Source organism: Lysobacter sp. Root916, assembly GCF_001429785.1.
In the GTDB taxonomy this organism is placed as follows: domain Bacteria; phylum Pseudomonadota; class Gammaproteobacteria; order Xanthomonadales; family Xanthomonadaceae; genus Lysobacter.
Genome location: NZ_LMJF01000001.1, coordinates 1,450,885 through 1,477,476 on the forward strand (window position 1 = coordinate 1,450,885; position 26,592 = coordinate 1,477,476).

A 26,592-nucleotide genomic window follows, 5' to 3' on the forward strand; every position below is an offset into this window, starting at 1 on the left:
GCATCGGACTCGCGTCCGTAGATTTTTCTCCGACGCCGCGATCCTAAACGCGGCGCCGTTAGGCCGCGGTCAAATTTCCGTGATGCGCGCGTGCTACGCGCCCCAGGGCCACCAGCCGCGCCCGGTCTGGGCGTAGCGGTCGGCCGCGCGTTCGAAGGGGTTGCGCACGCTGACTCCGCCGCACAGCAGGTACAGCGGCAGAAACAGCGCGCCCAGCACCATGTACTGGTAGACATGCGCGCGCTCGTGGTCGGCGAGCTGGATCTCGGCTTCGTCGCCATGGCCGGCGCGATGGGCGTAGGTCGCGCAGGGCGAATCCAGACTGTCGCCGGTATGCAGGATCACATTGCCCAGGGTGATCGCGCCGCCCGGCCCCCAGGGCCAGCGGTGGAACACCAGCGCCAAATCGCGCCGGCGCAGATGCACGTGCGCGCCGCGCGCCATGCCGACCGCGCCGGCGATCAGGCCGAGCAGGCTCACCGGCGACGCCCAGACGATGCCGAGCGCGCGCCCGGCGCTGCGCAGCAACGGGCTCAGGCGCTGCCCTCTTCCGGCATCAGCAGCCATAGGATCAGGTAGACCAGGATGCCGGGGAACGCGACCGACGCGATCGACACGATCACGTAGATCGCGCGCAGCAGGGTCGGGTTCCAGCCGAAGCGCCGGGCGATGCCGCCGACGACGCCGGCGATCATGCGGTCGTGACGCGAACGGACGAAGGGTCGCGATGCTTGGCTCATGCGGCTGCTCCTGGCGGCGACGCCCGCAGTTTAGCGCCTCAGCGCGAAGGCGGCGTGGCGGCCGGTTTGGCGCGAATTTCGTTCAGGCGCGCGCGCAGCCAGGTCGCCGACAGCGTCGCCGCGGCGGTGCCGCAGCGGATCTGGTAGGCGCGGCCGCTCATGCTGCTTTCGCTGGCGGCGCGCTCGATGAACTGCTCGGCGCTGGCGACCAGGTCGCGCTTGCGCAGGTAGGCGTACTTCTTGCGCAGGTGGGCTTGGGCCTGAGCGGCGTCGTACCAGCTGCCGTTGCGCTGGAACTGGCAGCCCGAACGCGCCAGGGTCGCGATCAGCTGTTCGATCTCGCGTTCGGCCTGGGGCGGCGGTGCGGCGTGAGCGGTCGAGGCGACGGCCAGCAACGGCAACAATAAGGCGGCGAGGCGTGAGTTCATGCGGGTATTACAACCCACGCACCCAGGGACCGATCACGTTCGCCCAGATCGCATAGCCCTTTTCGTTCATGTGCAGGCGGTCGGCCACGAACAAGTCCTCGCGCGGCTGGGCCTTGGCATCGAGCATGGGGGTGTAGACGTCCAGATAGGCGACTTGGTCGCGGGCGGCGTAGTCGCGGATCAGCAGGTTGGCGGTGCGCACCTGCGGCAGCAGATGCGCGCGCACCGGACTGGGTTTGATCGAGACGAAGGCGATCGGCAGGCCAGGCTGGGCCGCGCGCACGCGCTGGACGAAGGCCGCGAAATCCTGGGCGACCTCTTGCGGCGTGCGCCCTTCCTGCAGGTCGTTGTCGCCGGCGTAGAACACCACCGCGCGAGGCTGGTACGGGGTCACGATGCGGTCGGCGTAGTGGACCGAGTCGTACACGCGCGAACCGCCGTAACCGCGGTTGATCGCGACGATGCCGGGCAGGTCCTCGTGCAGCGTGGTCCACAGGCGGAACGAGGAACTGCCGACGAACACCACCGCGCCCGGCATGCGGCGCACGCGGCTGTCCTCGGCTTCGAAAGCGGCGATGTCGGGTTCGAAACGGGCCCAATCGTTGGGCGCGGCAGGTGTCGCGGGTGCGGGCGTTGCCGGCGCGGGTGCGCTCGCGGCGGCGGCCGGAGCGGTAGCGCGGCAGGCGGCGAGCAGGATCAGCAGCAGCGGGACTAGCAGACGGCGCATACGCGGGCGGCTCTCGACGGACCAGGGCCTAGCCTAGCGTGCCGCGGCGATGATGTGGCGCGCGTAGGCGGGGCGCGGCTGCGGCGGGGGTTAAAAGCAAATCCCCCTCAATCCCCCTTTTTCAAAGGGGGAGGAGCAGCGGCTGTTGGGATGGTGCGGCGCTCCTAAGCGGTGCGCCGCTTCGTCAACGTTGCTGGTGGGGTTGGCGAGCTATCGGTGGCGCGGCTGCGGCGGGGCTAAAGCAAATTCCCCTCAATCCCCCTTTTTCAAAGGGGGAGGCAAGGTGGGTCAGCGCGAGCGCTGCTCCAGCCAATCGTGGATCGCGCTGGGCACTTCGCGCTGGGCGCGGCTGGAGACGTAGATGCCGATGTGGCCGCCCTTGAACGAGAGCTCGGTGTAGTCGGTGGTGCCGACCAACCCGCGCAGCGCCCGCGAGGCGTCCGGCGGGACCAGGTGGTCCTGCTCGGCGTAGATGTTCAGCACCGGCATGTCCAGATAGCCCAGGTCGACCGCGCGTCCGCCGATGTCGATGCCGCCCTTGACGAAGCCGTTGCCCTGGTAGAACTGCTTGATGAATTGGCGGAAGGCTTCGCCGGCCTGGTCCGGCGAGTCGAAGATCCACTTCTCCATGCGCAGGAAATCCTCCAGCGCCCTCTTGTCGTCGAGGATATCGACCAGCCCCACGTACTTCTGCACGAACAGCCGCCAGGGCTTGAGCGTGAGGTAGCACCAGTTCATCAAGTCGGCCGGCACATTGCCCAGGGTGTCGACGAACTGATCGACGTCGAGATTGCGGGTCCAGTTCGACAGCATGTTGTCGCTGGTGTGGAAATCCACCGGCGTGACCATGGCGATGAAGTTGCGGACCTTATTCGGATTCAGCGCCGCGTAACACAGCGAGAATGCGCCGCCCTGGCAGATGCCGAGCAGGTTGATCGAATCCATGCGGTAGGCGCCGCGCAGGTAGTCCACCGCGCCGCCGAGGAAGCGCTGGATGTAGTCCTCGAGCTCGAGGTAGCGGTCGGAACGGTCCGGATAGCCCCAGTCGAGGATGTACACGTCCTCGCCGCGTTCCAGCAGGCCGCGCACGATCGATTTGTCCGACTGCAGATCGACCATGTAAGGCCGATTGACCAGAGCGTAGGCGATCAGCAGCGGCACCATGGCGGTGGGCGCGGTCTCGCCGCGGTAGCGGTACAGCGCGACCTTGCCGTCGCGCCAGACTTCTTCCTTGCGGGTCGCGCCGTATTCGACGTCGTCGAGTTCGCGCAGCGTGTCCAGGCCCGCGCGTAGCTTGGCCTGGGTGCGCATCGCTTCCTGCGCCAGCGATTCGGGAGTGAACTGGATGGGGCCGGTCATGTCAGCGCGCTCCCTTGCCTGGCTTGCTCAATTTGGTCGGCTTGCTGGCCTGCTTGGCGGCGGCCTTGGTCGCGACCGGGCGCGTCGGCGGTTGCGGGCGCGCGATCGCGGATTTCTTGGCGGCCGCCTTCTTGGCACTGGCCGGTTTCGCGGCGGCCGGCTTCCGCGCAGGCGCGGGCTTAGCCGGCGTGGCGTCGTTGGCCGCCGGCTCGCTCGTGCGCGGCACCGCGCGCGCGGGCGCGGCCTGGATGGCGTCGCGCAGTCGGCGCACTTCGCGTTCCAACTGCACGATCTTGCGGTGCGCAGCGTCGATCTCGGTGCGGGTGGGAATACCGAAGCTGCCGGTCGCGTGCTCGACTTCGGTCTGGATCGCGCCGCGCAGCTTCATCTGCGAATTGACCAAGGCCGCGTAGGCATCGCGGAAACGCGGCGACAGCGCGATCTCGGCGTAGGCATCTTCGGCCGCGTCGATCCACAGATCGAACAAGGCACGCGCCGACTGCAACTGCCGGCCCGGCTCGCTGCGCTCGGCCAGCTTGTCCTCGAAACGCGCGAACGCGTTCTGCCCGGCTTCGGCCATCAGCGCGTTGTAAGCCTGGCTTTGCTGCTGGTAATTCGAATGCGCCAGCGCCAGCGCCTGCAAGCGCTCCTGATGCTCGCGCGCGAAACCGAACGCAGGCATCCCCAGCCAGGACTGGCCGTCGCGCTGCCACTGCTGCAGATAGGGCGCGGCCTGTTCGAGCCACTGCGAGAGATCGTTCTGGCCGGGGCCGCGCATGCTGCCGAACACGTCGGCGAAGGGATTGGCGCCGCTGCCGCCCAGCGCCTGCTTCCAGGCCTGGGCGACGTCGCCGGCCGAGGCGTCGCGGCCGGCGAACTGCGCGGCCAGTTGCTGCATCTGCCCGAACCAGCCGCGCGCCTGCGAATTGAAGCGCTCCAGCGCCTCGTTGGCCTCGCTGCGGCCGCCCTGGGCCAACTGCGACCACCACTGCACGGCCTCGTTCCAGCCCGGCGCGGTGGTCGCCGCCGGCGCCTGCGCGCCGCGCATCATTTCGCCCCAGGCGTTCCAGTACTGGCGCGCGACGGCGTCGAAGTCGCCTTGCCCGAAACCGTCCTGTCCAAAGCCGCCCGGCTTGAAACCGCCGCCGGAGCCGAATCCGTGATTGGCCATCGCATCCTCCAAGTTTGGTCCGATCATAACAACGCGATGTTGCGTCGCGTCAGCCTGTGCCGGGCGGCACAGGATCGGGCCGTTCCGTACCCGTGCGTGTGGGAGCTCGGGCGACGGAATCGCGCGCTCAGGGCTTGGGGATGCGCAGGGTCTTGCTGATCATCAGCGAACCCGACAGCGCGAACATCAGCACCAGCGGATGGAACTGCCACGGCCCCAGCTGGACCACGCCGAACCACAAGTCGTGGCCGATCGCGCCCTGCCAGGCCGCAACCGCCAGCACCACCACCAGCAGCAGGCTGGTCGGGATCGGCGTGCCTTCGAAATACTTGACCTTATCGTCGTCGCCCGCGAGCGCCTCGGCGGTGACGTTGTAGCGCGCCAGGCGGCTCACGCCGCAGCCGACGAAGTAGCTCAGCACCGCCCAGTCCCAGCCGCCCTGCAGGCCGCAGGCGTAGGCCAGCGCGGCCGGCGCGACGCCGAAGGAAATCACGTCGGCCAGCGAATCCAGTTCGCGGCCCAGCGTGGACGAGGATTTGCGCCAACGCGCGACCCGGCCGTCCAGGGCGTCGAAGATGAAGGCCAGCGGGATCAAGGCCATGCCGATCATCAGGTCGCGCACGCCGCCCTCCTGCAGGAAGCGCATCGCGGCGAAGATCGCGCCGGTGCCGCAGAAGGCGTTGGCGAGGGTGAACCAGTCCGCGAGATGAAAATCGCGGAGCATCGAAAAATGGCGCTTCATGCGGCGCTCCTGAGCCGGGCGCCGCGTGCGGCGATCGGTGATGGAAAGTCACAGCCTGCCAAGCCGGAGCTGCGCAGGCAAGCGCTTGACGGATGGCCGCCATCGGTTCAAGGCGCACCGCTACCGCGCGCGCGTCCCCGCCGGCGCGTGTCGCGGACGCCGATCGTCGCGACGATCCAACGCCCTAGCTTGCAGCGGCGCTTGCAGCGACGAGGTGATGGCGCGCGCGGGCGATCGCGATCCGGATCGCCTCTGCCTGCACGGCCTCGCCCCGACCTCGTCCGTCAGCGCGGTATCGCCAGATGAGCTGCCGATACCGGCTTGCCGGCGCCACGCGGCGTGGTGTCGATGATCGCGTCGGCCGGCAGCGGCGTGCCCGCGTCCAGGCGCGCGGACACACGGTCCAGCGCCTCGTACACGTAAGGCAGCAGCGGCAGATAACGCGCGCCGTAGTCGGGCAAGCCAAGGAAGGCGTCGAAGTGCTGCGCGTTGCGCACCTGCCAGTAACGCACCTCGCGCCCGGCCGCCTGGGCCTGGCGCACATAAGGCGCGCTGGTGAACGCCGGCGGGATCAGGCCGTCGTCGCGGCCGTGGATCACCAGCACCGGCAGGCCGGCGCGCGGCAGACCGGCGCGGGTTTCGGCCACGCCCTTGCGCACGCGCTCGGCGTCGGCGCCCTGCCCCTGCCACAAGCCGCGCAGGCACTGCAGGCCGGCGAAACTCGGATCGGGCAACTGCATGCGGCTGTCGACGATGGCCACGCCCGCGCCCGGCGGAATGCCGCTGGCGTCGGACCACCAGGCCGCGCGTTCGACCGCGGTGGCGGCACGCGCGCTGAAATCCGGATTCAGCACAGCGTAGGAATAACCGCAGGGATGCTCGCCGACCCGATAGCGCCCGTAGGCCGAAGCGTAGGCGACCGCGACCGCGCGCCACAGGTCGAAGCCCACCGACAGCGCGCCCGCGCGCAAGGCCTCGTCGGTCCAACCCTGGGCCTTGAGCTGCGCGTGCGCCGAGCGCGCCTGCGCGGCGGTATCGTTGCCCTCGACCAGACCGGCGGCCTTGAGCGAGGCGCAGCGCTGGGTCCACAGCGGCGCGACCTGCGCGGCCAGCGGCGGCTGCGGCAGCGGGCCCAGCGCGGGATCCAGCAGCGCGCAGGGCATCAGCAGCGCGGCCTCGGTGGTGTAGTCGTAAAGCGCGCGGCCGCCTTCGGCGAGCACGCTGGGTTCGCCGGCGACCACCGCATCCAACCAGTCGCCTTCCAGCTCGGCCGCGCGCAGCACCGCACCGCCGCCGTTGGAGACGCCGACCGCGATCACCCGCGTATTGGCGAAAGTGAACGGCGCCGATTGCGGCAGGGCCTCGTCCAGCGCCTGCAGCGCGAACTGCGCGGCTTGTTTGACGTGACGGCCCCAATCGGCCTCGGGATTGTCGGTGGAATGCGCATGCTTGAAGGCGATGCCGGTGGCGCCGACCGGCGCATCGGCCGGGAACGCCAGACCTGCGTCGCGCGCGCCGACCGTACCGTCGGCGCGCACGCCCTCGCCCGCGTCCAGATCGAAGTAGTCGGTGCCGGTGCCCTTGTCGGTGTAGGCGATCGCGCAGCCCTTGGGCAGGCCCCAGGCCGCGGCGACCGAGATCGCGCCGTAGATGCCGCGCGAGCCCGAGGACGCCGCCACCACCACGCAGCGCTTGCCGGCGTCGAACGCATCCGGCACCTGCACCAGCACGCGATGCGGCTTGCTCGCGCCGGGCACGGTCGCCAACGCGCTGAACTCGCGGCCGGGCACGGTCGCGGTGCTGCCGTAGAGCTCGCCGTAGCCGCCGCCGGGCGCGAGATCGGCGATACCGCGCCAGTTGGCCCAGATCGCGCGACGGCGCAGTTCGGCGACGCTGGGGGCTTCCGGACGGGCGAAGGCCGGCGGCGTCAGCGCGCGCAGGCCGGCCAAGCCGAGGCCGGCGGTGAGCAGGTCGTCGTCGCCGCGGTGCTCGCTGACGCGTTGCGCGGTGAACATCGGCGCGGACTCCTTGGCGACACGCGTACCGCCGCTGGCGCAGGCGGCGAGCACGAAGGGAATGACGAGCGCGGCGCAGGCCGCGGCGATACGCAGGGTGGGCGGATTCATCCCGCGAGCGTAGCAAGCCGCCGCCCTGCCCTCATCGTACTTTCGTACAGGCCCGCCCGTGTCCGCGCCTGGGTGCGCTAGGCTAGCGACGATGCCCACTTTGCTGATCGCCGACGACCACCCGCTGTTCCGCGCCGCCCTGCGCCAGGCCGCCGCCGATGCGGTGGCCGACACCCAGGTGCGCGAAACCGACACCCTGGACGGCGTGCTGGCCGCGCTGGACGCCGAGCCCGGCATCGACCTGGTCCTGCTGGACCTGCACATGCCGGGTAATCACGGCCTGGCCGGGCTGGCCGCGATCCGCGCCCAATACCCCGGCGTGGCGGTGGTGGTGGTGTCGGCCAACGACGATCCGCGCGTGGTGCGGCGCGCGCTCGACCATGGCGCGGCCGGCTATCTGCCCAAGAGCGCGGGCCTGGACGAATTGCGCGATGCGATCCGCGCCGTGCTGGCCTGCGAGCAATGGCTGCCGGCCTCGCTACGCGCGGCGGTCGCGCGCACCGACAGCGCCAGCGCCGACGCCGACCTGGCCGCGCGCCTGGCCAGCCTGTCGCCGCAGCAGTTCCGCGTGCTGACTCTCGTCGCCGATGGCCTGCTCAACAAACAGATCGCCGATCGCCTGGATGTGCAGGAACGCACGGTCAAGGCCCACCTGTCGGCGATATTCGACCGCCTGGGCGTGCGCAACCGCACCCAGGCCGGCGTGGTGCTGCGCGAGCTAGAACTCAGCGACCCGGCGCGACAGATCGCGGATTGAGCGTCAATCGTCTACGTTTTCCGCCGATGCCTGTGGGATCGGCGTAAGCCGCGATAGCGCTACCCCCTGACGCCGCGACCACGCACGCTCGACGTCGCATCTGCGCGCTCCACGCCAATGCGGGCGAATGCGATCTTCCGTCGTCGTCGAGGCTTCGCGATCGCGGCTTACGCCGCTCCCACATAAAGGGGAGCGGTGCCCGCGATGGGAGCGACGCCGATGGACGTCGCCCCCGGTGCACAGCCTGTGCTCGCGCCTGGATCAGCTAGCGCTCAGCCGCAAGCGCTGCGGCGCGCGGTACTCGCACTGAGTCCGTTTCGCCGTCTCGCAGCTGTGCTTATGCGTCTGCAAGCTCAGCGCCTTGGCGCCGCCGCCGGATCCGCAGTCGGCGAAACACGCCGCGCGTTCGGCCTCGCACGCGGCCGGCGATTCGCCGCTGGCCAGGCAGATGTTGTACAGGCGCACACAGATGCTCTGACACGACGCCTGCGCGGGCAAGGCCGAAAACAAGCCGACACCCAACGCCAGCGCAAGCGAAAACACGGAAGCCGTGGTCTTCATCGTTCCTCTCCTTTGAAACGCGAACCCCCTGCCCCTCGCACCCTACCCCGTGGCGCGCCGCAGGCAAAGCCGCTGCGCGCGCCGCACGCGATTCCTCGACGCAACGCAAGGAAATCCGCGCATTCACGCTGGCGCCGTTGCGCAGCGCATCATCGCGCCTGGCGCGGCTAGCCGATTTCCAACTCCCGCGCGGCCAGCATGCGATCCAGCACCGATTTCAGCGCCAGCGGCTTGAGCGGCTTGGTCAGCAGCGACAGGCCGGCCTCGTGCACCGCGCGACGCACCGACTCGCCGCTGTCGGCGCTGAGGATCAGGGTCGGCCGCGGCCCGAACGCGGCGCCCAGGCGCTCGGCCAGGGCGACGCCGGTGTCGCCGTCGTCGAGGTGGTAGTCGAACAGCCACAGCGAGGCCGGATCGTCGTTCATCGCGCGCTGCGCCTGCGCGCCATCGGATGCGGTCGCGACCTCGAAGCCCCAGCGCCGCAGCAGATCGGCCAGGGCCGCCAGCGCCTGCGCGTCGTTGTCGACCGCCAACACCCGCAAGCTGGTGCGGCCGCCGCGTGCGCGGTGCGCGCCCGCATGCGCGCCGCGCGCGGGCACGCGCGCCACCCGTACCGCGAACGCCGTGCCGCGACCGAGGTGGCTGCGCAAGCTGAGCGGCGCGTCCAGCAGCTGGGCGATGCGGTCGGCGATCGACAGGCCCAACCCTAGGCCCTGGCCGGGCGCGTCTTCGCCGCGCCGGAACTCCTCGAAAATCGCGGTCTGATGCTCCAGCGCGATGCCCGGGCCGGTGTCGTGGACTTCGATGCGCAGGTGCGCGCCGTCGCGGCGCACGCCCAGCAGCACGCTGCCCTGGATGGCGTAGCGCACCGCGTTGGCTAGGAAGTTCTGCAGCACGCGCCGCAGCAGCTGCGGGTCGCTGTGGATCCAGGCGTCGCTGGCGACGAAGCGGAAACGCAGCCCGCGCGCGGCCGCGATCGCGCCGAACTCGGAGGCCAGCGGTTCCAGCACCTCGGCCAGCGGAAATTCGCGCGGCTGCGGCAACAGGCCACCGGCTTGCAGGCGCGACATGTCGAGCAGGCCGGTGAGCAGATCGCCGGTGGAATCCAGCGCGCCGCTGATCTGGGCCACGGTCTCGCGCTGTTGCGCACCCTGCACCTGCTGCGACAGGGCGTCGGCGAACAGTTGCGCGGCATGCAGCGGCTGCATCAGGTCGTGGCCGATCGCGGCCAGGAAGCGGCTCTTGGCCTCGTTGGCGCGCTCGGCCTCGCCCTTGGCGATCTCCAGGTCGGCGGTGCGTTCGATCACGCGCTGCTCCAGGGTTTCGTTGGCCTGGATCAGCCCGGCCTCGGCGCGGCGGAACGCGGTGACGTCGGTGAAGGTGGCGACGAAGCCGCCGCCCGGCATGGGATTGCCGCGGATCTCGACGATGCTGCCGTCGGGCAGCACGCGCTCGGACAGGTGCGGCGTGCCCGCGCGCATGAACGCCAGCCGCCGCTCCAGGGCGCGCTCCAACTGGCCCTGCAAGGGCCGTCCCGATGGTGGCATGCGCTGCAGGGCCCAGCGCGACAGCTCGGCGATCGGGCGCCCGACTTGCAGCAGTTCGGGCGGGAAATCGAACAGCTCGGCGTAGCGCCGGTTCCAGGCTACCAGGCGCAGTTGCGCATCGACCACGCTGATGCCCTGGCTCATGTTCTGCAACGCGGCTTCCAGCACGCGCTGATTGAAGCGCAGGTCGGCCGAGGCCTCGCCGACGATGGCCGCGACCGTATCCAGGTCGCGGCCGGTGTCGCGGCGCGCGGCGTCCAGCAATACGCGCGCCGAGGCCGAGCCCAGCACCGCGGCCAGTTCGCGTTCGACCCGGTCCTCGATCTGCGCGGCCACCGCCTCGCCCGTGGGCACGCCTTGCAGCAATTGCGCGACGCGCTCGCGCGGCAGGAAACGCAGGCCGGTGTCGCGCAGGGTCTGCACGTCCAGGCCGCGCTGCGCGCGTCGCGGCGCCTCGCGCCTCCACGCCGCCGCGATCACCGTAGCCAGCGTGCCCACGAACAGGCTGGCGCCGACCGCGCGTCCCAGCCGGCTCCAGCCGGTGAGCCCGAACAGGCCGTCCGGCGACAACCAGGCGATTCCGAACGGCCCGGTGTCCAGCCAACCGGGGTTCGCGCCGCGCGCCGCCAGCATCATCGGCAGCAACAACACCCAGGCCCAGGCCGCGAAACCCAGCAGCACACCGATCACCGCCGCGCGCGGCGGCGTCTGCGGGCGCCAGACCGCGAAGCCCAAGGCCGGCGCCAGCGTCGCCAACGCCGAGAACGAGACCGCGCCGACGTCGGCCAGCGCCTCGCTGCCGGCGATCAGGCGGCTATACGCCCAGGCCAGCAGCATGATCGCCACGATGCCGCTGCGGCGCAGGGCCAGCACATGGCCGCGCAGATCGCTGCCGTCGTTGCGCGACCACAGGCCGCGCAGCAGGCCCGGCGCGAACCAGTGGTTGCCGATCATCAGGCTCAGGGTCAGCGTGCTGACCACGACCATGCCGGTGGCCGCGCTGAGTCCGCCGAGGAAGGCGAACAAGGCCAGGCCCTCGTGCCCCTGCGACAAGGGCAGCGCGAGCACGTACAGATCCGAGGGCACGCCGCTGCCGCCCAGCAGCGCCTGGCCCGCCTTGGCCAGCGGCAGCACCGGCAGCGCGATCAGCACCAGGTACAGCGGGAACTGCCAGCGCGCGGTGCGCACGTCGCGCTCGTCGCGGCATTCGACCACGCCGACGTGGAACTGGTGCGGCAGGATGAACATCGCCAACGCGCCCAGCAGCACCAGCGGCGCGAACCCGCCGGCCGGATCCGCCGGCGGCGGCGGCGCGGCCGCGGCGGTGGGCGCGTCCAGGCCGAACCAGACGAACAGGCCCAGCGACAGCATCGCCGCGAGCTTGAACACCGATTCGAACGCCATCGCCAGCACCAGGCCGCGGTTGTGTTCGGCGGCGCTGGCGCGGCGGGTGCCGAACAGCATCGCGAACAAGGCCATCGCCAATGCGACGTAGAGCGCGCTGTCCTGCCAGGCCGGCGACGCCGCCGCGTCGGGCGAACGCGTGGTCAGCATGGCGAAGCTCATCGCCACGGCCTTGAGCTGCAGCGCGATGTAGGGGATCAGACCGAGCGCGGCGATCAGGGTTACGGTCGCGGCCAGCCACGCGTCCTTGCCCAGGCGCGTGGCGATCAGGTCGGCCAGCGAGGTCGCGTTGGTTTCGCGCGCCAGCCGCACCAGCTTCATCATGAAGCCGACCGCGAGCGCGTACAGCAGGATCGATCCCAGGAAGGTCGGCGGCAGCGGCCAGCCGTAGCGCGCGGCCTGGGTCACGGTGCCGTAGAAGGTCCAGGAGGTGCAGTGCACCGCCAGCGACAGCGAATAGATATGCCGCCAGTGTCGCGCCAGCACCGTCGGCCGGCGCTCGGCGTAGAGCGCGGTGCCGAACATCAGCGCCAGCCAGGCCACGCTGGCCAGGGCGACGGCGGTGAGGCTCAGCATGGGCGGGCGCGCGACGGCATCGGGCGAGGATAACGTAGGCCGCGACCGGGACCGGAACGCGGCACGACGGCGATGCCACCCCGCTTGGGATGACGATCGCGGCTTAGGCTGCTCCCACAGAAAGCCGCATGAACGCGGCTTGCGCCGCTCCCACAGCAAGCCGGGCGAACGCGGCGTGCGCTGTTCCCACTGAAGGCTACACGGAGCGCGACTGCCGGACGAAGCCGGAGGCTCGCCTCCTGTGGGAGCGGCGTGAGCCGCGATCGGGCGCCCGGTCTCCCCAGACGGGCGCCCGACCGCGAACCACAGCCCTCACCTTGGCCTGCGACGGCGGCGCGGACGCATCCGCTCCGCCGTCGCCGCCGATCAGAAGTCGTAGCGCACCGACAGCGTGTACTGACGCGGCGCGCCGTAGAAGCCGGTGAACACGCCCAGCGCCGAGTTCAAGCTGTAACCGGTGGTGCGGTATTCCTTGTCGGCCAGGTTGGTGCCCTGCAGCGACACCGTCCACGGACCGCCGCTCTTCCAGGTCACGCCGGCGTTGATCAGGCCGTAGCCGTCCTGGGTGATCGGCACCGCACCGGTGCGCACGATCTCGGTGGTCGCGACCACGTCGCTCTGGTAGCTGTAGCCCACGCGCGCGGCGAGGTTGCCGCCGCTGGACAGATCGGTGCGGTATTCGACGTTGAGCGCACCGGAGAACTCCGGCGCATTGGTGAATTCCTGTTCCTTGGCGATATTGACGCCGGCGTACAGGAACTCGTCGTACTTAGCATCCAGCCAGGCCAGGTTGCCGGAGATCAGCCAGTTCTGGTTCGGCAGCCACTGGTACTCGACTTCCAGGCCGTCGACCGTGCCCGAACCGGCGTTGGTGAAGTCGCCGAAGAAGGCATCGTTGCTGCCGTCGCCATTGCTGTCGTAGGCGGTGAACACCGACAGCTGGATGTCCTTGTACTTGTTATGGAAGTAGGCCAGGTTCAGGAACATGGTCTGGTCCAGGAACGACATCTTGCTGCCGATCTCGTAGCTGTCGACGACCTCGTCGTCGAACGGCTCGGCCGAGCGCGGCACCGCGGTGGCCTGGGCGCGGATGTTGTAGCCGCCGGACTTGAAGCCGCGCGTGGCCAGGCCGTACAGCAGGATGTCGGGCGTGAGCTGGTAGTCCAGCGAGACCTTGGGCGAGGTGTTCTTGAAGCCGATGCGCTTGTCGAAACTGGCCGCGACCAGGCCGTTGGGCGTGGTGAAGGTCGCATCGCGGTAGCCGCGGTTGAGCACCTTGGCACGCTTGTCCTCGTCGGTGTAGCGCACGCCCACGTCGAGCTTGAGGCGGTCGGTCAGGTCGAAGGTCCAGTCGGCGTAGGCGGCGATGCTCTTGGTGTAGACCACGCCCTGGGTGTCGCCGAAGGACAGATTGAAGAAGTTGTTGAGGACCTGGCCGCCGGCCTCGCCGTCGAAGGCGTAGATGCCCATCACGCCGCGCGCGCGGCCGCCGCCGTCGTAGTTGGCCTGCAGCTCGTGGCTGACCTGCTGATCGCTGTAGAACGCCTTCACGTCGGCGATCTTGTTCTGCAGGGTGTCGAAGTCGATGTTGGTCTCGGTGTCGGACTCGCGCTTGGCCAGCACGTACTTGAACGCCCAATTCTCGTTGGCGTTCCAATTGACCGTCGCCGAGGCGCCCTTGATGGTGGTGTCGTTGACGTTGGGCATGCCGTTGCGCACGTCGTAGCGGCTGTCCAGCGGCTGCGTACCCGGGGCGAAGCGGTTCGCGGCCAGCATCTTGGCGCCGCGCACGCCGGACTGGTCGTCCATCCAGTCGAACGCGAACTGGATGTTGAGGTCGTCGTTGACGTAGGCGCCGAGCTGGCCGCGCAGGGCCAGGATTTCCTTGTCGCTGACTTCGGCGCCGGTCACCACGTTCTTGCCGAAGCCGTCGCGGTTGAGGCTGGCCACCGCGATGCGGCCGCGCAGGGCGTCGTCGCCGCCGATCGGGCCGCCGATCGCGGCCTTGACGTCGAGCTGGTTGTAGTTGCCCACCGTCACCGAGGCGAAGCCGTCGAACGAGGTCGGCAGGCCGCGCGAGATGTACTTGATCGCGCCGCCGATGGTGTTCTTGCCGTACAGCGTGCCCTGCGGACCGCGCAGCACTTCGATGCGGTCGACATCGAGCACATCCAGCAGAGCGCCCTGCGGCCGGGCGATGTAGACGTCGTCCATGTAGATGCCCACGCCCGGATCCACGCCCCACAGCGGATCGGACTGGCCGACGCCGCGGATGTAGGCGGTGATGGTGCTGCTGGAACCGCGCGCGGCGTAGATGGTCAGGTTCGGCACCTGCGCGTCGAGATCGCTGAGGTCCTCGACGTTGAGGCGGTCCAGCGAATCGGCGGTGAACGCGGTGACCGCGACCGGCACCTCCTGCAGCGTCTCCTCGCGCTTGCGCGCGGTGACGGTGACCGAGCCCAGGGTCTTGGCCTGGTCGCCTTCGGCGGCGGGCGCGGCGTCCTGGGCCCAGGCCGTCGGCGCCAACAGGGCGCAGGCGATGGCCAGACTCAGACTGCGACGGCTCATGGTGGTGCGTGCGATCACGATGTTCTCCTCCCCAAGGTGACGCCGGCGGCGGTACGACCCGACAGGCGGCGGACGGGCATTCCCGTCATGCGGCACAGACTAGGAGGCGGCCGCCGCGGGCGGCAGCTGTACCTTCGGACAATGCCCCTGCGCCGCCGCGATGCGGACACTGCGCCCTTACGCGTGGGCCTCCGCCCGCGGACGGGATTGGGGCTGTTCAATGGATTTTCTGATCGTGCTGGCCGCGTTGTGCTTCCTGATGTTCGTGGCCTACCGCGGCTACAGCGTGATCCTGTTCGCGCCGGTGGCGGCGCTGGGCGCGGTGCTGCTGACCGATCCGGCCCTGGTCGCGCCGATGTTCACCGGCCTGTTCATGGACAAGATGGTCGGCTTCCTGAAGCTGTACTTCCCGGTGTTCCTGCTAGGCGCGATCTTCGGCAAATTGATCGAGCTGTCCGGCTTCTCCAAGGCCATCGTGGCCGCGACCATCCGCCTGCTCGGGCGCGAGCGCGCGATGTTGTCGATCGTGGTGGTGTGCGCGCTGCTGACCTACGGCGGCGTGTCGCTGTTCGTGGTGGTGTTCGCGGTGTATCCGTTCGCGGCCGAGCTGTTCCGCCAGAGCGACATCCCCAAGCGTCTGATCCCCGGCACCATCGCCCTGGGCGCGTTCACCTTCACCATGGATGCGCTGCCGGGCACGCCGCAGATCCAGAACATCATTCCGGCCTCGTTCTTCGGCACCAACGCCTGGGCCGCGCCCTGGCTGGGCACCTTGGGCGGCGTGTTCATCCTGATCCTGGGCCTGAGCTATTTGAACTGGCGCCGGCGCAGCGCGCTCAAGGCCGGCGAAGGCTACGGCGAGCAACTGCTCAACGAGCCCGCGCCCTTCGTCGGCGGCAAGCTCGCCAATCCGGCGCTGGCGATCCTGCCGCTGTTGCTGGTGGGCGTGTCCAACAAGCTGCTGACCGCATGGATCCCGGCCTACTACGGCGCCAGCCACAGCTTCGACCCGGCGGTGATCGGCAACACCGCACCGGTGGTGCAGGACGTGGCCAAGGTCGCGGCGATCTGGGCCGTCGAAGGCGCCCTGCTGATCGGCATTCTCAGCGTGCTCGCCTTCGCCTGGAAGCCGGTGATGGCCAGCTTCGCCGAGGGCACCAAGTCGGCGATCGGCGGCGCCCTGCTCGCGGCCATGAACACCGCGTCGGAGTACGGCTTCGGCGCGGTGATCGCGGCGCTGCCGGGCTTCCTGATCGTCGCCAATGCGCTGGGTTCGATCCCGAACCCGCTGGTCAACGAAGCCGTAACCGTGACCGCGCTGGCCGGCATCACCGGCTCGGCCTCGGGCGGCATGAGCATCGCCCTGGCCGCGATGTCGGAGACCTTCATCGCCAACGCCAACGCGGCCGGCATCCCGATGGAAGTGCTGCACCGGGTCGCGGCCATGGCCTCCGGCGGCATGGATACCCTGCCCCACAACGGCGCGGTGATCACCCTGCTGGCGGTGACCGGACTCAGCCATCGCCAGGCCTACAAGGACATCTTCGCGATCACCCTGGTCAAGACCCTGGCGGTGTTCGTGGTGATCGCCCTGTACTACTCGACCGGGCTGGTCTGAGGCGCTCGCGTCTGTTGTAGGCTGGCCCCATCCGTCCCGACCGCAGGCCGCCATGCCGCCCACCACCTCCGCGCCCGATCGCCGGCGCGCGCGTAACGGCCACGATCTGCGCGGCATGCAGCGCCTGACCATCGACGCGATCACCGGCGTCACCGACTTGGTCGAGGCCATGCACGCCAACATCAGCGCCTTGCCGGGCGTGCTCGGCAAGCCCGCGGCGGGCCCGGCGCCCGGCATCGCAGGCCTGGTCTACCGCAGCGTGCGCGGAGTGACCCGTTTCGTCGGCGACGGACTCGATCTGGCCTTCGCCAAGCTCGCGCCGTTGCTGGACGTGGTACGCCCGCCGCCGCAGCGCGAGGCCGTGGTCGCCGCGCTCAACGGTGTGCTCGGCGATCATCTCGACGCCACCGGCAACCCGCTCGCGATCGAGATGCGCCTGCGCCACGACGACCATGCGCTGACGCTGCGTCGCGACGCCCTCGCCGACGCCGTGCCGGAGGCCGGCGGCAAGCTGCTGGTGCTGGTCCACGGCCTGTGCATGAACGATCTGCAGTGGCGCTACAACGGCCACGATCATGGCGCCGCACTCGCGCATGACCTGGGCTATACGCCGCTGTACCTGCACTACAACAGCGGCCGCCGCATCTCCAGCAACGGGCGCGAGTTCGCCGCGCTGATGGAGCAGTTGCTGATGCAGTGGCCGGTGCCGGTCGAACGCCTGAGCATCCTCTGCCACAGCATGGGCGGGCTGGTCGCGCGCAGCGCCTGCGTCGCCGCGCAGGAGCAGCGGCAAACCTGGCTGGCGCGCCTGGACCGGCTGGTCTTCCTGGGCACGCCGCACCAGGGCGCGCCATTGGAGCGCGCGGGCAGTTGGGTCGACGCGCTGATCGCGCTGAGCCCCTACACCGCGCCGTTCGCGCGCCTGGGCAAGGTGCGCAGCGCCGGCATCCAGGACCTGCGCCACGGCAACGTGCGCGACGAGGATTGGCGCGACCGCGATGGCGACGGGCGCGCGGACGGCCGGCTACCGTCGCCGCTGCCCAAGGGCCCGCTTTGTTATGCGATCGCTGCTAGCACCACCGCCCAGCCCAGCGACGGGGACGAACTGCCCAAGGGCGACGGCCTGGTGCCGGTCGCAAGCGCGCTGGGCTGGCACGAGGATCGCGCCTTCGATCTGCGTATTCCGAAGACGCGCCAGCGCATCGCCTACGGCGTGCATCACCTGGAACTGCTCGGCGACGCCGGCGTCTACCCTCAGCTGCTGCGCTGGCTGGCCTGAGCGGCGCGCTCAGTCGGCGCGCGGCACCGCGTCCCAGGCCAGGCCCAGGGTGAATCCGCGGCCCGCACCGGGCTCGAAGTAGCGCGCGTTGCCCTCGTTGACGATCACCGAGCCCACGTAGTCGCGATCGAACAAATTGTCCACGCGCGCGAAGCCGCGCCAACCGCGCGCGTTGCGCGGACGCCAGTCCAGGCGCAGTCCGTAGCGCGCGTTGCCGGCGACCCTGTCGGTATTGCGGTCGTCGACCGCGATGCAGTCGCTGAAACGGCCTTCCACGGCGGCATCGAAGACGCCGTCGCGCGAACGCCAGGCGATCTCTGCGTACCCATCCGCGCGCGGCACGCCCGGCACGCGATTGCCGGCGGCGACCGTGCGCGTGGCGCCCTGCACGCGATAGCTGTAACTCTGCTCGAAGCGCGCATCGATCCAGTTCGCGGCCAGCGCGTAACGCCACTGCGCGCCCCACGCGCCTTCCAGCCCCAGCTCGAGGCCGTCGCGACGGGTGCGCCCGGCGTTGGCGAAACTGGCGCGGCCGCCGCGGCTGTCGGCGGGCACGATCTCGTGCTCGCCCTCGACCCGATACGCGGCCACGCTGACGCGGCCGCCGGCGTAGCGCCAGCGCAGACCGAGTTCGGCGCTGGCGTAGCGCGCCGGGCGCAATTCGCGATTGAAGCCCGCGCTGCCGTCGGCGCGATAGGCCAGTTCGGTCGCGGTCGGCGTCTCGAAGCCGCGACCGACGCTGGCGAAGGCCTCGCCGCGGCCGAACGCGCGCGCCACGCCCAGCGCGGCCGAGGTTTCCCGATAGTCGGCGCCACCGCTGTCGTCGCCGTTGCCCGGCGCGAAGTAGCGGTCTCGGGAACGGAACGCCAGACGCGCATGACGCAGCGCCGCCAACACGGTCCAGTCCTGGGCCGGTGCGTAGTCGCCGATCGCGTACAGCTCGCGGTCGGAGATGCGGTTGCGCTCGTCGCGGCGCAGGCGGCCGCGCACGCCCAGGCGGTCGCCGACGAAGTTCTCGTAGCCGCGCCGGTCTTCGTCCAGGCGCGCCCACTCGACCCCAAGCGCGAACGCGCCGCGTGCGCCGCGCCAGCGGTGCCCGGCATCCACGCCCAGCGACCCGCGGCCTAGATCGATCACGCCACCGGCGCTGCCCGGCGCGGCCTGCGCCGCCACCGGCAGGGCGAGGTACTGCAGCACGTCGCGCTCGATGCGGTAGCCGCCGATCCAGACCTCGCGCCCCGGCGCGTAGTCGCGCTGCCAACGCAGCCCGACCTGACGGTTCTCGATGCGCTTGCGGGTATCGAACAACGACGCGACCGCATCGGTGCCATGCGCGTCGGCACGTAGGCCGGCGCGGTCCAGGCCCAGCGGGTCCTGGGTGTCGGGCTGCGACAGCGAGTTCAGCACCAGACGGACGCGTTCGCCCTCGCGCGGCGCCCACTCGGCCACGGCATCGAACTGCGAGCGCTGCGCGGCCGCGTGGGCGCGCTCGCCGTCGGTCTGGAAATAACTGGCGCCGACCCGGCCGCGCCAGCGCCTGTCGTCGCTGACCGCGTCGGCGACGGCGCTCGCACGCGCGCTGCCGTGATCGCCGCCCCAGGCCTGCAGGCTGGCGCCGCGCAGGCGCTCCAAATCGGTCGCGGCCACGATCGCGCCGCCGGCAGCGTTGCCGTACTGCAGGGCCAGGGGGCCGCGCAGCACTTCGATCCGGTCCAAAGCGTCCAACGGAAAGTTCGCCGCCTGCCCCTGCCCGTCCGCGGCCGAGGCCGGAATGCCGTCGACGACCAGGCGGATGCCGCGGATGCCGAAGGTCGAACGCGCGCCGAAGCCGCGGCTTTGTATCTGCAGGTCCTGGGCGTAGTTCTGGCGATCCAGCACGCTGATGCCGGGCACGCGCGCCAAGGCCTCGGACAGGTTCACCTGACGCTGGCCCGCACGCAGGGTATCGCCGTCGATGGCGGTGATCGCACCTGGGAAGCTCGCTAAAGGACGCCGTGGCGCGACCACCTCGACCGTGTCCAGCGTATGCGCGTCGGTGTCGGCCTGCTGCGCGGGAGCCGCCGCGGAGGTCGCGCTCAAGGCCAAGGCGCATGCGATGGCCAGGCGCCTCCGCTGCGGTCGCGCATTTGGAAAGGACGAGGCCAAGGCCGATACAGGGAGCGGCATGCGATTGCGATCCGAACGGGTGCGGGCATGATGCCATCCCGCCCGGATCGCGCCTGTCGACAAAGTCACGGCCGCGTCAGCGCCCCTACGGCCTTACTCCTTATCGCCTTTCAGATCGAAGCAGTGCTTGCCCTCTGGATGCGGCCACTCGCGTCCGTACCAATTGCCGTTGCCGTCGACCGCGGTGTCCGTGTCGAAGCTGGCGCACAAGCGATAGGCATGGCCCGCGCCCGGTTCATAGAGATAGGGCGCGCCACTGACAGGATCGGCGTAATCCAGGCGTACGCCTGGCTGATCGGCCAGGGTCTTGATATCCGCCGGCAAACGTTCGTGTTTGGCGACGTAGCCGGCGACCGCGGTGCTGATCCGGTCCAAATCCTGCACGCGACGCTGATCCAGACGGATCAGGCGCTGCGTGCCCGGCCCGCCGGTGATCCACAGCGCCGTCGTCACCGCCGCGACCATCACCGTAGCGGTCAGGAACAGCAGCCCGCGTCCCACCGCGCGCCCGCCAGGGCCCTCGGTCTCCTCACGCCGCAGATCGCGCAGGTAATAGCCGAACACCGTGCCCGCGATCGCCGCGACCACCAGCACCTTGAGCACGAAGCGCAGGCTGAGTTCGCCGTCGAGTAGGTTGTAGACCAGCGCGGTCATATCGCCGATCAGCACGGAGGCGGCGACGAACAGGGTCAGGTACGTCAGCCAACGTCGCACCGGCGACAGCCGCTTGATCGGATAGCGCACGACTTCACGCGCCAGATAAGCGCTCACGAAGGCGAACACCGGGAAGGCGATGATGACCGCCGCCACCGACCAGTGAAGCTCCGGCCCCACCCGCATCTGCATCAGTTGGCGGGCCGGATCCACGGGGTCCGCCAGCCAATGATCGATCAGATCGAACAGCAGGCTGCCCAGATTGAAGGCGACGAAATACAAGGTCGCGAACAGCACCAGATAGAGGAAGGCCTCGCGCGCGGACAGCGAGGCGCGCGGCTTCGGCACCGGCACCACGAAGCCCACGTCGGCATAGGCGTCGAGCACGCCGCGCGTCTGCTCGGCGGTCCAACCGGCCTGGCCCAGGGCTTGCGCGATCGCTTCCTTGGATTGGCCGCGCATCAGCGCTTCGCGTACGAACAGCTCCAGTTCCTGGGTTCCCGCCGCCATGCCCCGCTCTCCCGATATGGACGAGGCGAATCTAGCAGCTTCGCCGCGGCACCCGGCGACCATCGTCGGGGTCGAGCATTACGCTACCGGCGGGCACGGACGGCGCTACGCTGCGTCGCTGGCCCCGGCCTCCACCCGATTCTGGGCGCAGGCCATCCACCGCCCTTGCCCAGAGACGAAGACAGCGCGAAATCGCGCCAACTCGGTCCGCGTTGAGTCCGTACGAATCGCAGGCCCATAATCGGGAGCGACTCGACGGTTTAAGGTTTCGCTAGCGCGCAATTCCCTGGTAGAGGAGGAAGACCGGCATGAGTCTCTCGCATATCGCCCCCCTGGCCGTCTTGCTGGCGCTGGCGAGCGGCGCCACGGCGGCGCCCGATGCCGGCGCGCGCGAGGCTCGCAAGCCGGCTTGCGAGCTCGATGCGTATGCCAAGGACACCGATCCCAAGGGTCTCAATGTCCGCTCCGGCCCCTCGATCGACGCCCCCATTCTCGCGACCTTGCCGGGCTGGAAGCCACCCGGGCCCGATGACGAGTTGGAAGGACATCTCCCGGTAGGATTCACCATCGTCGAGGCGCGCGACGGTTGGGTGCGCATCGCGGACGTGTCGATACCGGACCCCGGCAGCGGCGCCCATCGGGCCTCCCCGATCAGCGGCTGGGTCAGCGGCAAGAAGGTCGGTTACGCCCTACAGACCGAGGTCGGCTTCGAACGGCCCGATCCGACCAGCCCGGTGGCGATCCGCAGCGACGACTGGATCCGCCTCGACGACGCGATCGGCATCAGCGACTGCTCGGGAGAGTGGGCGCAGATCGCTTACGGCGACCGCAAGTCGCCGCAGCGCGCCTGGTTCCGCGGCCTGTGCGGCCTGATCGAGACCACCTGCGATGGCCGCCTCGGCGACGACAGCGAGGATCATGCGGCGGCCGATGCGAACGCAGCGGGCGACGCTCCCAGGCCTTGAGCGAACACGACACAGCGAACGCGCAAAAGAAAAGCGGGCCGTAGCCCGCTTTTCTCTAGTCCAGCATGGTGCGCGGCGATTACTCGGCCACGACGCCCTCGCCTTCCTCGACGGCCTTCATCGACAGGCGGATGCGGCCCTGCTTGTCGACTTCCAGCACCTTGACCTTGACCACGTCGCCTTCCTTGAGCTTGTCGCTGACCTTCTCGACGCGCTCGTTGGAGATCTGCGACACGTGGACCAGACCGTCCTTGCCCGGCAGGATCGTCACGAAGGCGCCGAAGTCCATGATCTTGGCGACCTTGCCTTCGTAGATGCGGCCCGGCTCGACGTCGGACACGATCTGGTCGATGCGCGCCTTGGCGGCCTGCGCGGCGGCGGCGTTGACCGAAGCGATGACGATGGTGCCGTCGTCCTGGATGTCGATCTGGGTGCCGGTTTCCTTGGTGATCGCCTGGATGGTCGAGCCGCCCTTGCCGATCACTTCGCGGATCTTGTCCGGGTGGATCTTCATGGTCAGCAGACGCGGCGCGTACTCGGACAGCTCCGAACGCGAGGTCGTGATGGCGTTGGCCATCTCGCCCAGGATGTGCAGACGACCGGCCTTGGCCTGGCCCAGCGCGACCTGCATGATCTCTTCGGTGATGCCCTGGATCTTGATGTCCATCTGCAGGGCCGAGATGCCTTCGCTGGTACCGGCCACCTTGAAGTCCATGTCGCCGAGGTGATCCTCGTCGCCCAGGATGTCGGACAGGACGACGAAGTTGTCGCCTTCCTTGACCAGGCCCATCGCGATGCCCGCGACCGGCGCCTTGATCGGCACGCCGGCATCCATCAGCGCCAGCGAGCTGCCGCAGACCGAGGCCATCGAGGACGAGCCGTTCGACTCGGTGATTTCCGACACGATGCGAATCGTGTACGGGAACTCTTCCATGGTCGGCATCACGGCGAGCACGCCGCGCTTGGCCAGGCGGCCGTGGCCGATTTCGCGGCGCTTCGGGCCCATCATGCGGCCGGCTTCACCGACCGAGTAAGGCGGGAAGTTGTAATGGAACAGGAAGTGTTCCTTGTACTCACCGGAGACGGCGTCGATGATCTGACCGTCGCGCGCGGTGCCCAGGGTGGCGACCACGATGGCCTGGGTTTCGCCGCGGGTGAACAGCGAGGAGCCGTGGGTACGCGGCAGCACGCCGACGCGCGAGGCGATCGGACGCACGGTGTCGAGGGCGCGGCCGTCGATGCGGACCTTGGTGCTGAGCACCGAGTTGCGCATGGTCTGGTACTCGAGCTCGCCGAATTCCTTCGACAGTTCCGAGCTGCTCCAGCCGTCGGCTTCGGCGCGGCCGGCCAGACGCTGCATCACGTCCTTCTTGATCGCGCCGATGGCGTCGCGGCGCTGCAGCTTGTCGCGGACCTGGAACGCGGAAGCGAGCTGGTCGCCCACGGCTTCCTTGAGCGCGCCGATCAGGGCGTCGTTCTTCACCGGAGCTTCCCACGAGGACGGCTTGGTGCCGGCTTCGACGACGAGCTCGTTGATGACGTTGATGACCTTCTGCATCTCGCGATGACCGAACATCACCGCGCCCAGCATGACGTCCTCGGACAGCATCTTGGCTTCGGATTCGACCATCAGCACCGCGTTGGAGGTGCCGGCGACGACGAGCTCGAGCTCGGACTCGGCCAGCTCGGAAGCGGTCGGGTTGAGCAGGTACTGACCGTTCTTGTAACCGACCTTGGCGGCGCCGATCGGGCCCTGGAACGGGGTACCGGCCAGCGCGAGCGCGGCCGAGGCACCGATCAGGGCCGGGATGTCGCCGTCGATTTCCGGATTCATCGACATGACCGTGGCGATGATCTGGACTTCGTTACGGTAGTCCTCCGGGAACAGCGGACGGATCGGACGGTCGATCAGACGCGAGATCAGCGTCTCCTTCTCGGTCGCACGGCCTTCGCGCTTGAAGAAGCCGCCCGGGATGCGACCGCCGGCGTAGAACTTCTCCTGGTAATCCACGGTGAGCGGGAAGAAGTCCTGGCCCTCGCGCGCGCTCTTGGCGGCGACGGCGGTCACCAGCAGCACGGTGTCCTCCATCTTGACGATGACGGCGCCGCCGGCCTGACGGGCGATTTCGCCGGTCTCCAGGGTCACCTGATGGTTGCCGTACTGGAAGGTCTTGGTAATTTTTGCCACGTTGGGTTCCTTCGGTTCGATACGTTCCGGTCGAGGCCCTTGCCTCACCCGGTCGGCCGCCGTAACGGCCTGCGGTTTGGTGTGCACCCTGGCCGGAGCGTCCGCCCTGGCCGGTCACGCGGTCCGGACTGCCGGACCTGGGCCGAAGCGGACTGGACCGGAGCGGTCCTGGGCCGATCGACTGGCGCTGCATCCTGCATCGCCGCGGGGCGCGGTTCCGAAGATTCCGGTCCCGCAAAAGAAACCGCGGCGCATCGCTGCGCCGCGGTCGGTATCGGTTAGCGGCGCAGACCGAGCTTTTCGATCAGGGCCTTGTAACGCTCGTTGTCTTTGCGCTTCAGGTAGTCGAGCAAGCTGCGGCGGCGGTTGACCATCTGCAGCAGGCCGCGCCGGCTGTGGTGGTCTTGCTTGTGCAGCTTGAAGTGACCGGTGAGCTGCTCGATGCGAGCGGTGAGCAGGGCGACCTGGACTTCCGGCGAGCCGGTGTCGTTGGCGCCGCGCTTGTTATCTTCGATGACTTTGCTGGTGTCGATGGACATTGATGTTCTCTTCGATGCGTGGCCTGCAGAAGCGAATCGGTCGCGGACTTGCCGCTCCGACGCACCGCCTGGCTCGCCGTTTGCTATTGGATAGGGATGCCGTTCAAGCGCGAGTACTAGCGAAGTGCTTGAAAAGCGGCGGAATTGTACCAGCCCGCGGCGGCGAATGCGAATGAGTTGGGACCGAGTCCGCGATGAGCGCGGGCCCCATGTGCGCGCCGATCGGGGCCAGCAGCGGCCGCCTGGCGGCAATCCAGCTCGCGCCGCGCTGCCGCATTCAGCTTCAGCGAGGCGCTCTGGCGCCTGAGTGCCGGGCCCAGCGACCTGCTCCGTCCAGGCATTGCGGGCCCGTCACGCGTCGCCCTGCCCGGTCCAACGAAACGAATCGCCGGTTCAGCCGCCGGTATCGGCCGGCGGCTCCGTGGCGGCGGCCGCGCCCGGGCTGCCGCTCAAGACCGCCCAGCGGAACAAACGCTGCGGCTGCAGACGCTGCCGATCGTCACGCTGGCCCAGGCCCAGGCAGCGGCCGTCCTCGCCGAACACCGCGACCAAGCCCGGCTCGCCTTCGGCGCAGTCCACCGACTGGCCATAGCCGATCCGGCGCTGGGCCTGTGCGTCCAGCTGCACGCGCTCGAACCCGGCCAGGCCGGCCTCGATCGGCAGCAGGCAGGCGTCCAGCGCGGCCTCGCCCTGTTCGGCCAGGGCGCGCAACTCGTCCAGGGTGATCATGCGCGGCTGGGCGAAGGGTTCGACCCAGAGCCGGCGCAGCGTGGCCACGTGCGCGCCGCAGCCCAGGGTTTCGCCGAGGTCGCGGACCAGGCTGCGCACGTAGGTGCCGGAACCGCATTCGACGTGCAGGCGCAGGCGCGCGCCGTCGCGCTCGATCACGCGCAGCGCATGCACGCTGACGTCGCGTTCGGGGGCCTCGATGGCTTCGCCACGGCGGGCCTTGGCGTACAGCGGTTCGCCGCCCTGCTTGAGCGCGGAATAAATCGGCGCGCGCTGGCGGATCTCGCCGCGCAGGGGCGCCAGCGCCGCTTCGATCGTGGCCTCGTCCAGTTCCGGCACCGGCCGCTCGAGCAGAATCGCGCCGTCGGCGTCGTCGGTGTCGGTGACCGCGCCCAACACGGCTTCGGTTTCGTAGGCCTTGCGCGCGCCCAGCAGCAGGCCGGCGATCTTGGTGGCTTCGCCGAAGCACAGCGGCAGCAAGCCGGTCGCGAGCGGATCCAGGCTGCCGGTGTGGCCGCCCTTGTCGGCGCGGAACAGATGGCGCACCTGCTGCAGGGCCTGGTTCGAGCTCAGGCCCGGCGGCTTGTCGAGCAGCAGCAGCCCGTCTAGGGCCCGGAACACGGTGCGAGGCTTCTTGCTCATGCGGGCATTGTAGGAGCGATGGCGGCCGGCACCAGCCCGGCTGGCGGGTACCGGGGCGCGACGGAATGGGGAGGGATCGCCTACCGCCCCGCTGTGGGAGCGGCGTGAGCCGCGATCGCGAATCCGCGACCGCATAGCCAGTGGGTAACCGATTGAGCACCGATCGCGGCTCACGCCGCTCCCACGGGAAGCGGGCGCGGCGCGAGGTCGTTCGAGAGGAACTCAGTCCTGTCCGGACTCCGGCTCCTGCGGCGGCAGATCGCGCAGCAGGTTGTCGATGCGTTCGCCGCGATCGACCGAGTCGTCGTAGTGGAAATGCAGCTCCGGCACATGCCGCAGCTTCATCGCCTTGCCGAGCTGGAAACGCAGCTGCGGCGAAAGCAGCTTCAGCGCCTTGACCGCTTCCTTGGAGCGCTCGGCCTGCAGAGCGGTCACGAACACCTTGGCGTGAGCCAGGTCGCGCGTGACCTCGACATCGGACACGCTGACCGACGGCAGGGCGTGCTCGCGCACGGCCTCGTGGACGATCCGGCCCAGCTCGCGACGGAGCTGGGCGGAAACGCGATCGCTGCGATAGAACGTCTTCTGCGCCATTT

At 69.5% G+C, this 26,592-nt stretch carries 21 protein-coding genes; 4 read left to right on the forward strand and 17 right to left on the reverse strand.

Going from position 1 to position 26,592, the window contains the following annotated elements; all coding sequences use genetic code 11:
* Window positions 1–93: 93 nt before the first annotated feature.
* From ASE35_RS06565 to ASE35_RS06600, 8 genes are all read right to left on the reverse strand, one after another.
* A complete protein-coding gene (locus tag ASE35_RS06565; protein ID WP_056175342.1) occupies window positions 94–567 on the reverse strand; it encodes a hypothetical protein in 474 nt (157 codons plus the stop codon).
* Window positions 534–740, reverse strand: coding sequence for a PspC domain-containing protein (locus ASE35_RS06570; RefSeq protein ID WP_057163273.1), 207 nt, complete (start codon window positions 738–740; stop codon window positions 534–536). Before ASE35_RS06570 ends, ASE35_RS06565 begins: the two co-directional genes overlap by 34 nt.
* Before the next feature lie 38 nt (window positions 741–778).
* Window positions 779–1,168, reverse strand: a complete 390-nt coding sequence (locus ASE35_RS06575; protein WP_057163274.1) for a DUF5329 domain-containing protein — start codon at window positions 1,166–1,168, stop codon at window positions 779–781.
* Between the two features lie 7 nt (window positions 1,169–1,175).
* On the reverse strand, window positions 1,176–1,895 hold the full coding sequence (locus tag ASE35_RS06580) for an SGNH/GDSL hydrolase family protein (protein ID WP_057159494.1): 720 nt from the start codon (window positions 1,893–1,895) through the stop codon (window positions 1,176–1,178).
* A 288-nt stretch (window positions 1,896–2,183) separates the two neighbouring features.
* A complete protein-coding gene (locus tag ASE35_RS06585; protein WP_057163275.1) occupies window positions 2,184–3,254 on the reverse strand; it encodes a class III poly(R)-hydroxyalkanoic acid synthase subunit PhaC in 1,071 nt (356 codons plus the stop codon).
* Between the two features lies 1 nt (window position 3,255).
* The gene (phaE, locus tag ASE35_RS06590) at window positions 3,256–4,425 is read right to left on the reverse strand and encodes a class III poly(R)-hydroxyalkanoic acid synthase subunit PhaE (protein WP_082611140.1); all 1,170 of its coding nucleotides are present in this window, start codon (window positions 4,423–4,425) and stop codon (window positions 3,256–3,258) included.
* A 127-nt stretch (window positions 4,426–4,552) separates the two neighbouring features.
* The gene (locus ASE35_RS06595; protein WP_056175358.1) at window positions 4,553–5,167 is read right to left on the reverse strand and encodes a CDP-alcohol phosphatidyltransferase family protein; all 615 of its coding nucleotides are present in this window, start codon (window positions 5,165–5,167) and stop codon (window positions 4,553–4,555) included.
* A gap of 284 nt (window positions 5,168–5,451) precedes the next feature.
* A complete protein-coding gene (locus tag ASE35_RS06600; protein WP_082611141.1) occupies window positions 5,452–7,293 on the reverse strand; it encodes a 3-hydroxybutyrate oligomer hydrolase family protein in 1,842 nt (613 codons plus the stop codon).
* 91 nt (window positions 7,294–7,384) lie between these two features.
* Here ASE35_RS06600 and ASE35_RS06605 point away from each other — a divergent pair, with 91 nt between their 5' ends.
* Complete coding sequence (locus tag ASE35_RS06605) at window positions 7,385–8,050, forward strand: response regulator transcription factor (RefSeq protein ID WP_056175361.1); 666 nt, start codon at window positions 7,385–7,387, stop codon at window positions 8,048–8,050.
* Between the two features lie 261 nt (window positions 8,051–8,311).
* Here the strand turns inward: ASE35_RS06605 and ASE35_RS06610 are convergent, their stop codons facing one another.
* The 3 genes from ASE35_RS06610 to ASE35_RS06620 form a co-directional block, all read right to left on the reverse strand.
* The gene (locus ASE35_RS06610) at window positions 8,312–8,611 is read right to left on the reverse strand and encodes a hypothetical protein (protein WP_057163276.1); all 300 of its coding nucleotides are present in this window, start codon (window positions 8,609–8,611) and stop codon (window positions 8,312–8,314) included.
* A gap of 167 nt (window positions 8,612–8,778) precedes the next feature.
* Window positions 8,779–12,138, reverse strand: coding sequence for a PAS-domain containing protein (locus ASE35_RS06615; protein ID WP_057163277.1), 3,360 nt, complete (start codon window positions 12,136–12,138; stop codon window positions 8,779–8,781).
* Window positions 12,139–12,504: 366 nt separating this feature from the next.
* Window positions 12,505–14,706, reverse strand: coding sequence for a TonB-dependent receptor (locus ASE35_RS06620; RefSeq protein ID WP_056175369.1), 2,202 nt, complete (start codon window positions 14,704–14,706; stop codon window positions 12,505–12,507).
* 220 nt (window positions 14,707–14,926) lie between these two features.
* Here ASE35_RS06620 and ASE35_RS06625 point away from each other — a divergent pair, with 220 nt between their 5' ends.
* Both ASE35_RS06625 and ASE35_RS06630 read left to right on the forward strand, forming a co-directional pair.
* Window positions 14,927–16,324 (forward strand): GntP family permease, encoded by a 1,398-nt coding sequence (locus tag ASE35_RS06625; RefSeq protein WP_056175372.1) that lies wholly within the window; start codon window positions 14,927–14,929, stop codon window positions 16,322–16,324.
* A 52-nt stretch (window positions 16,325–16,376) separates the two neighbouring features.
* Window positions 16,377–17,603 (forward strand): hypothetical protein, encoded by a 1,227-nt coding sequence (locus ASE35_RS06630; protein WP_057163278.1) that lies wholly within the window; start codon window positions 16,377–16,379, stop codon window positions 17,601–17,603.
* A 9-nt stretch (window positions 17,604–17,612) separates the two neighbouring features.
* Here ASE35_RS06630 and ASE35_RS06635 read toward each other — a convergent pair whose 3' ends face one another.
* Window positions 17,613–19,682, reverse strand: coding sequence for a TonB-dependent receptor (locus tag ASE35_RS06635; RefSeq protein WP_162259025.1), 2,070 nt, complete (start codon window positions 19,680–19,682; stop codon window positions 17,613–17,615).
* Window positions 19,683–19,862: 180 nt separating this feature from the next.
* Entirely contained in the window at window positions 19,863–20,933 is a 1,071-nt protein-coding gene (locus ASE35_RS21605; RefSeq protein ID WP_200956993.1) for a DUF5671 domain-containing protein, read from the reverse strand.
* Between the two features lie 308 nt (window positions 20,934–21,241).
* Here ASE35_RS21605 and ASE35_RS06645 point away from each other — a divergent pair, with 308 nt between their 5' ends.
* Window positions 21,242–21,898 (forward strand): SH3 domain-containing protein, encoded by a 657-nt coding sequence (locus ASE35_RS06645; protein WP_057163280.1) that lies wholly within the window; start codon window positions 21,242–21,244, stop codon window positions 21,896–21,898.
* 79 nt (window positions 21,899–21,977) lie between these two features.
* On the opposite strand, the gene pnp is transcribed toward ASE35_RS06645, so the two are convergent.
* The 4 genes from pnp to rbfA all read right to left on the reverse strand — a co-directional run bounded on the left by pnp (window position 21,978) and on the right by rbfA (window position 26,590).
* Entirely contained in the window at window positions 21,978–24,086 is a 2,109-nt protein-coding gene (gene pnp / locus ASE35_RS06650; RefSeq protein ID WP_056175384.1) for a polyribonucleotide nucleotidyltransferase, read from the reverse strand.
* A 278-nt stretch (window positions 24,087–24,364) separates the two neighbouring features.
* Window positions 24,365–24,625, reverse strand: a complete 261-nt coding sequence (gene rpsO / locus ASE35_RS06655) for a 30S ribosomal protein S15 (protein WP_055899718.1) — start codon at window positions 24,623–24,625, stop codon at window positions 24,365–24,367.
* Window positions 24,626–25,018: 393 nt separating this feature from the next.
* The gene (gene truB, locus ASE35_RS06660; RefSeq protein WP_082611143.1) at window positions 25,019–25,996 is read right to left on the reverse strand and encodes a tRNA pseudouridine(55) synthase TruB; all 978 of its coding nucleotides are present in this window, start codon (window positions 25,994–25,996) and stop codon (window positions 25,019–25,021) included.
* Between the two features lie 222 nt (window positions 25,997–26,218).
* The gene (gene rbfA / locus ASE35_RS06665; RefSeq protein WP_056175386.1) at window positions 26,219–26,590 is read right to left on the reverse strand and encodes a 30S ribosome-binding factor RbfA; all 372 of its coding nucleotides are present in this window, start codon (window positions 26,588–26,590) and stop codon (window positions 26,219–26,221) included.
* Window positions 26,591–26,592 lie beyond the last annotated feature (2 nt).

What these genes read in the sequence shown, in the direction of transcription:
- ASE35_RS06565 (WP_056175342.1), bottom strand. Translation starts at nt 567, where the DNA reads ATGGCTGCTGATGCCGGAAGAGGGCAGCGCCTGAGCCCGTTGCTGCGC.
- ASE35_RS06570 (WP_057163273.1), bottom strand. Translation starts at nt 740, where the DNA reads ATGAGCCAAGCATCGCGACCCTTCGTCCGTTCGCGTCACGACCGCATG.
- ASE35_RS06575 (WP_057163274.1), bottom strand. Translation starts at nt 1,168, where the DNA reads ATGAACTCACGCCTCGCCGCCTTATTGTTGCCGTTGCTGGCCGTCGCC.
- ASE35_RS06580 (WP_057159494.1), bottom strand. Translation starts at nt 1,895, where the DNA reads ATGCGCCGTCTGCTAGTCCCGCTGCTGCTGATCCTGCTCGCCGCCTGC.
- ASE35_RS06585 (WP_057163275.1), bottom strand. Translation starts at nt 3,254, where the DNA reads ATGACCGGCCCCATCCAGTTCACTCCCGAATCGCTGGCGCAGGAAGCG.
- phaE (WP_082611140.1), bottom strand. Translation starts at nt 4,425, where the DNA reads ATGGCCAATCACGGATTCGGCTCCGGCGGCGGTTTCAAGCCGGGCGGC.
- ASE35_RS06595 (WP_056175358.1), bottom strand. Translation starts at nt 5,167, where the DNA reads ATGAAGCGCCATTTTTCGATGCTCCGCGATTTTCATCTCGCGGACTGG.
- ASE35_RS06600 (WP_082611141.1), bottom strand. Translation starts at nt 7,293, where the DNA reads ATGAATCCGCCCACCCTGCGTATCGCCGCGGCCTGCGCCGCGCTCGTC.
- ASE35_RS06605 (WP_056175361.1), top strand. Translation starts at nt 7,385, where the DNA reads ATGCCCACTTTGCTGATCGCCGACGACCACCCGCTGTTCCGCGCCGCC.
- ASE35_RS06610 (WP_057163276.1), bottom strand. Translation starts at nt 8,611, where the DNA reads ATGAAGACCACGGCTTCCGTGTTTTCGCTTGCGCTGGCGTTGGGTGTC.
- ASE35_RS06615 (WP_057163277.1), bottom strand. Translation starts at nt 12,138, where the DNA reads ATGCTGAGCCTCACCGCCGTCGCCCTGGCCAGCGTGGCCTGGCTGGCG.
- ASE35_RS06620 (WP_056175369.1), bottom strand. Translation starts at nt 14,706, where the DNA reads ATGAGCCGTCGCAGTCTGAGTCTGGCCATCGCCTGCGCCCTGTTGGCG.
- ASE35_RS06625 (WP_056175372.1), top strand. Translation starts at nt 14,927, where the DNA reads ATGGATTTTCTGATCGTGCTGGCCGCGTTGTGCTTCCTGATGTTCGTG.
- ASE35_RS06630 (WP_057163278.1), top strand. Translation starts at nt 16,377, where the DNA reads ATGCCGCCCACCACCTCCGCGCCCGATCGCCGGCGCGCGCGTAACGGC.
- ASE35_RS21605 (WP_200956993.1), bottom strand. Translation starts at nt 20,933, where the DNA reads ATGGCGGCGGGAACCCAGGAACTGGAGCTGTTCGTACGCGAAGCGCTG.
- ASE35_RS06645 (WP_057163280.1), top strand. Translation starts at nt 21,242, where the DNA reads ATGAGTCTCTCGCATATCGCCCCCCTGGCCGTCTTGCTGGCGCTGGCG.
- rpsO (WP_055899718.1), bottom strand. Translation starts at nt 24,625, where the DNA reads ATGTCCATCGACACCAGCAAAGTCATCGAAGATAACAAGCGCGGCGCC.
- truB (WP_082611143.1), bottom strand. Translation starts at nt 25,996, where the DNA reads ATGAGCAAGAAGCCTCGCACCGTGTTCCGGGCCCTAGACGGGCTGCTG.
- rbfA (WP_056175386.1), bottom strand. Translation starts at nt 26,590, where the DNA reads ATGGCGCAGAAGACGTTCTATCGCAGCGATCGCGTTTCCGCCCAGCTC.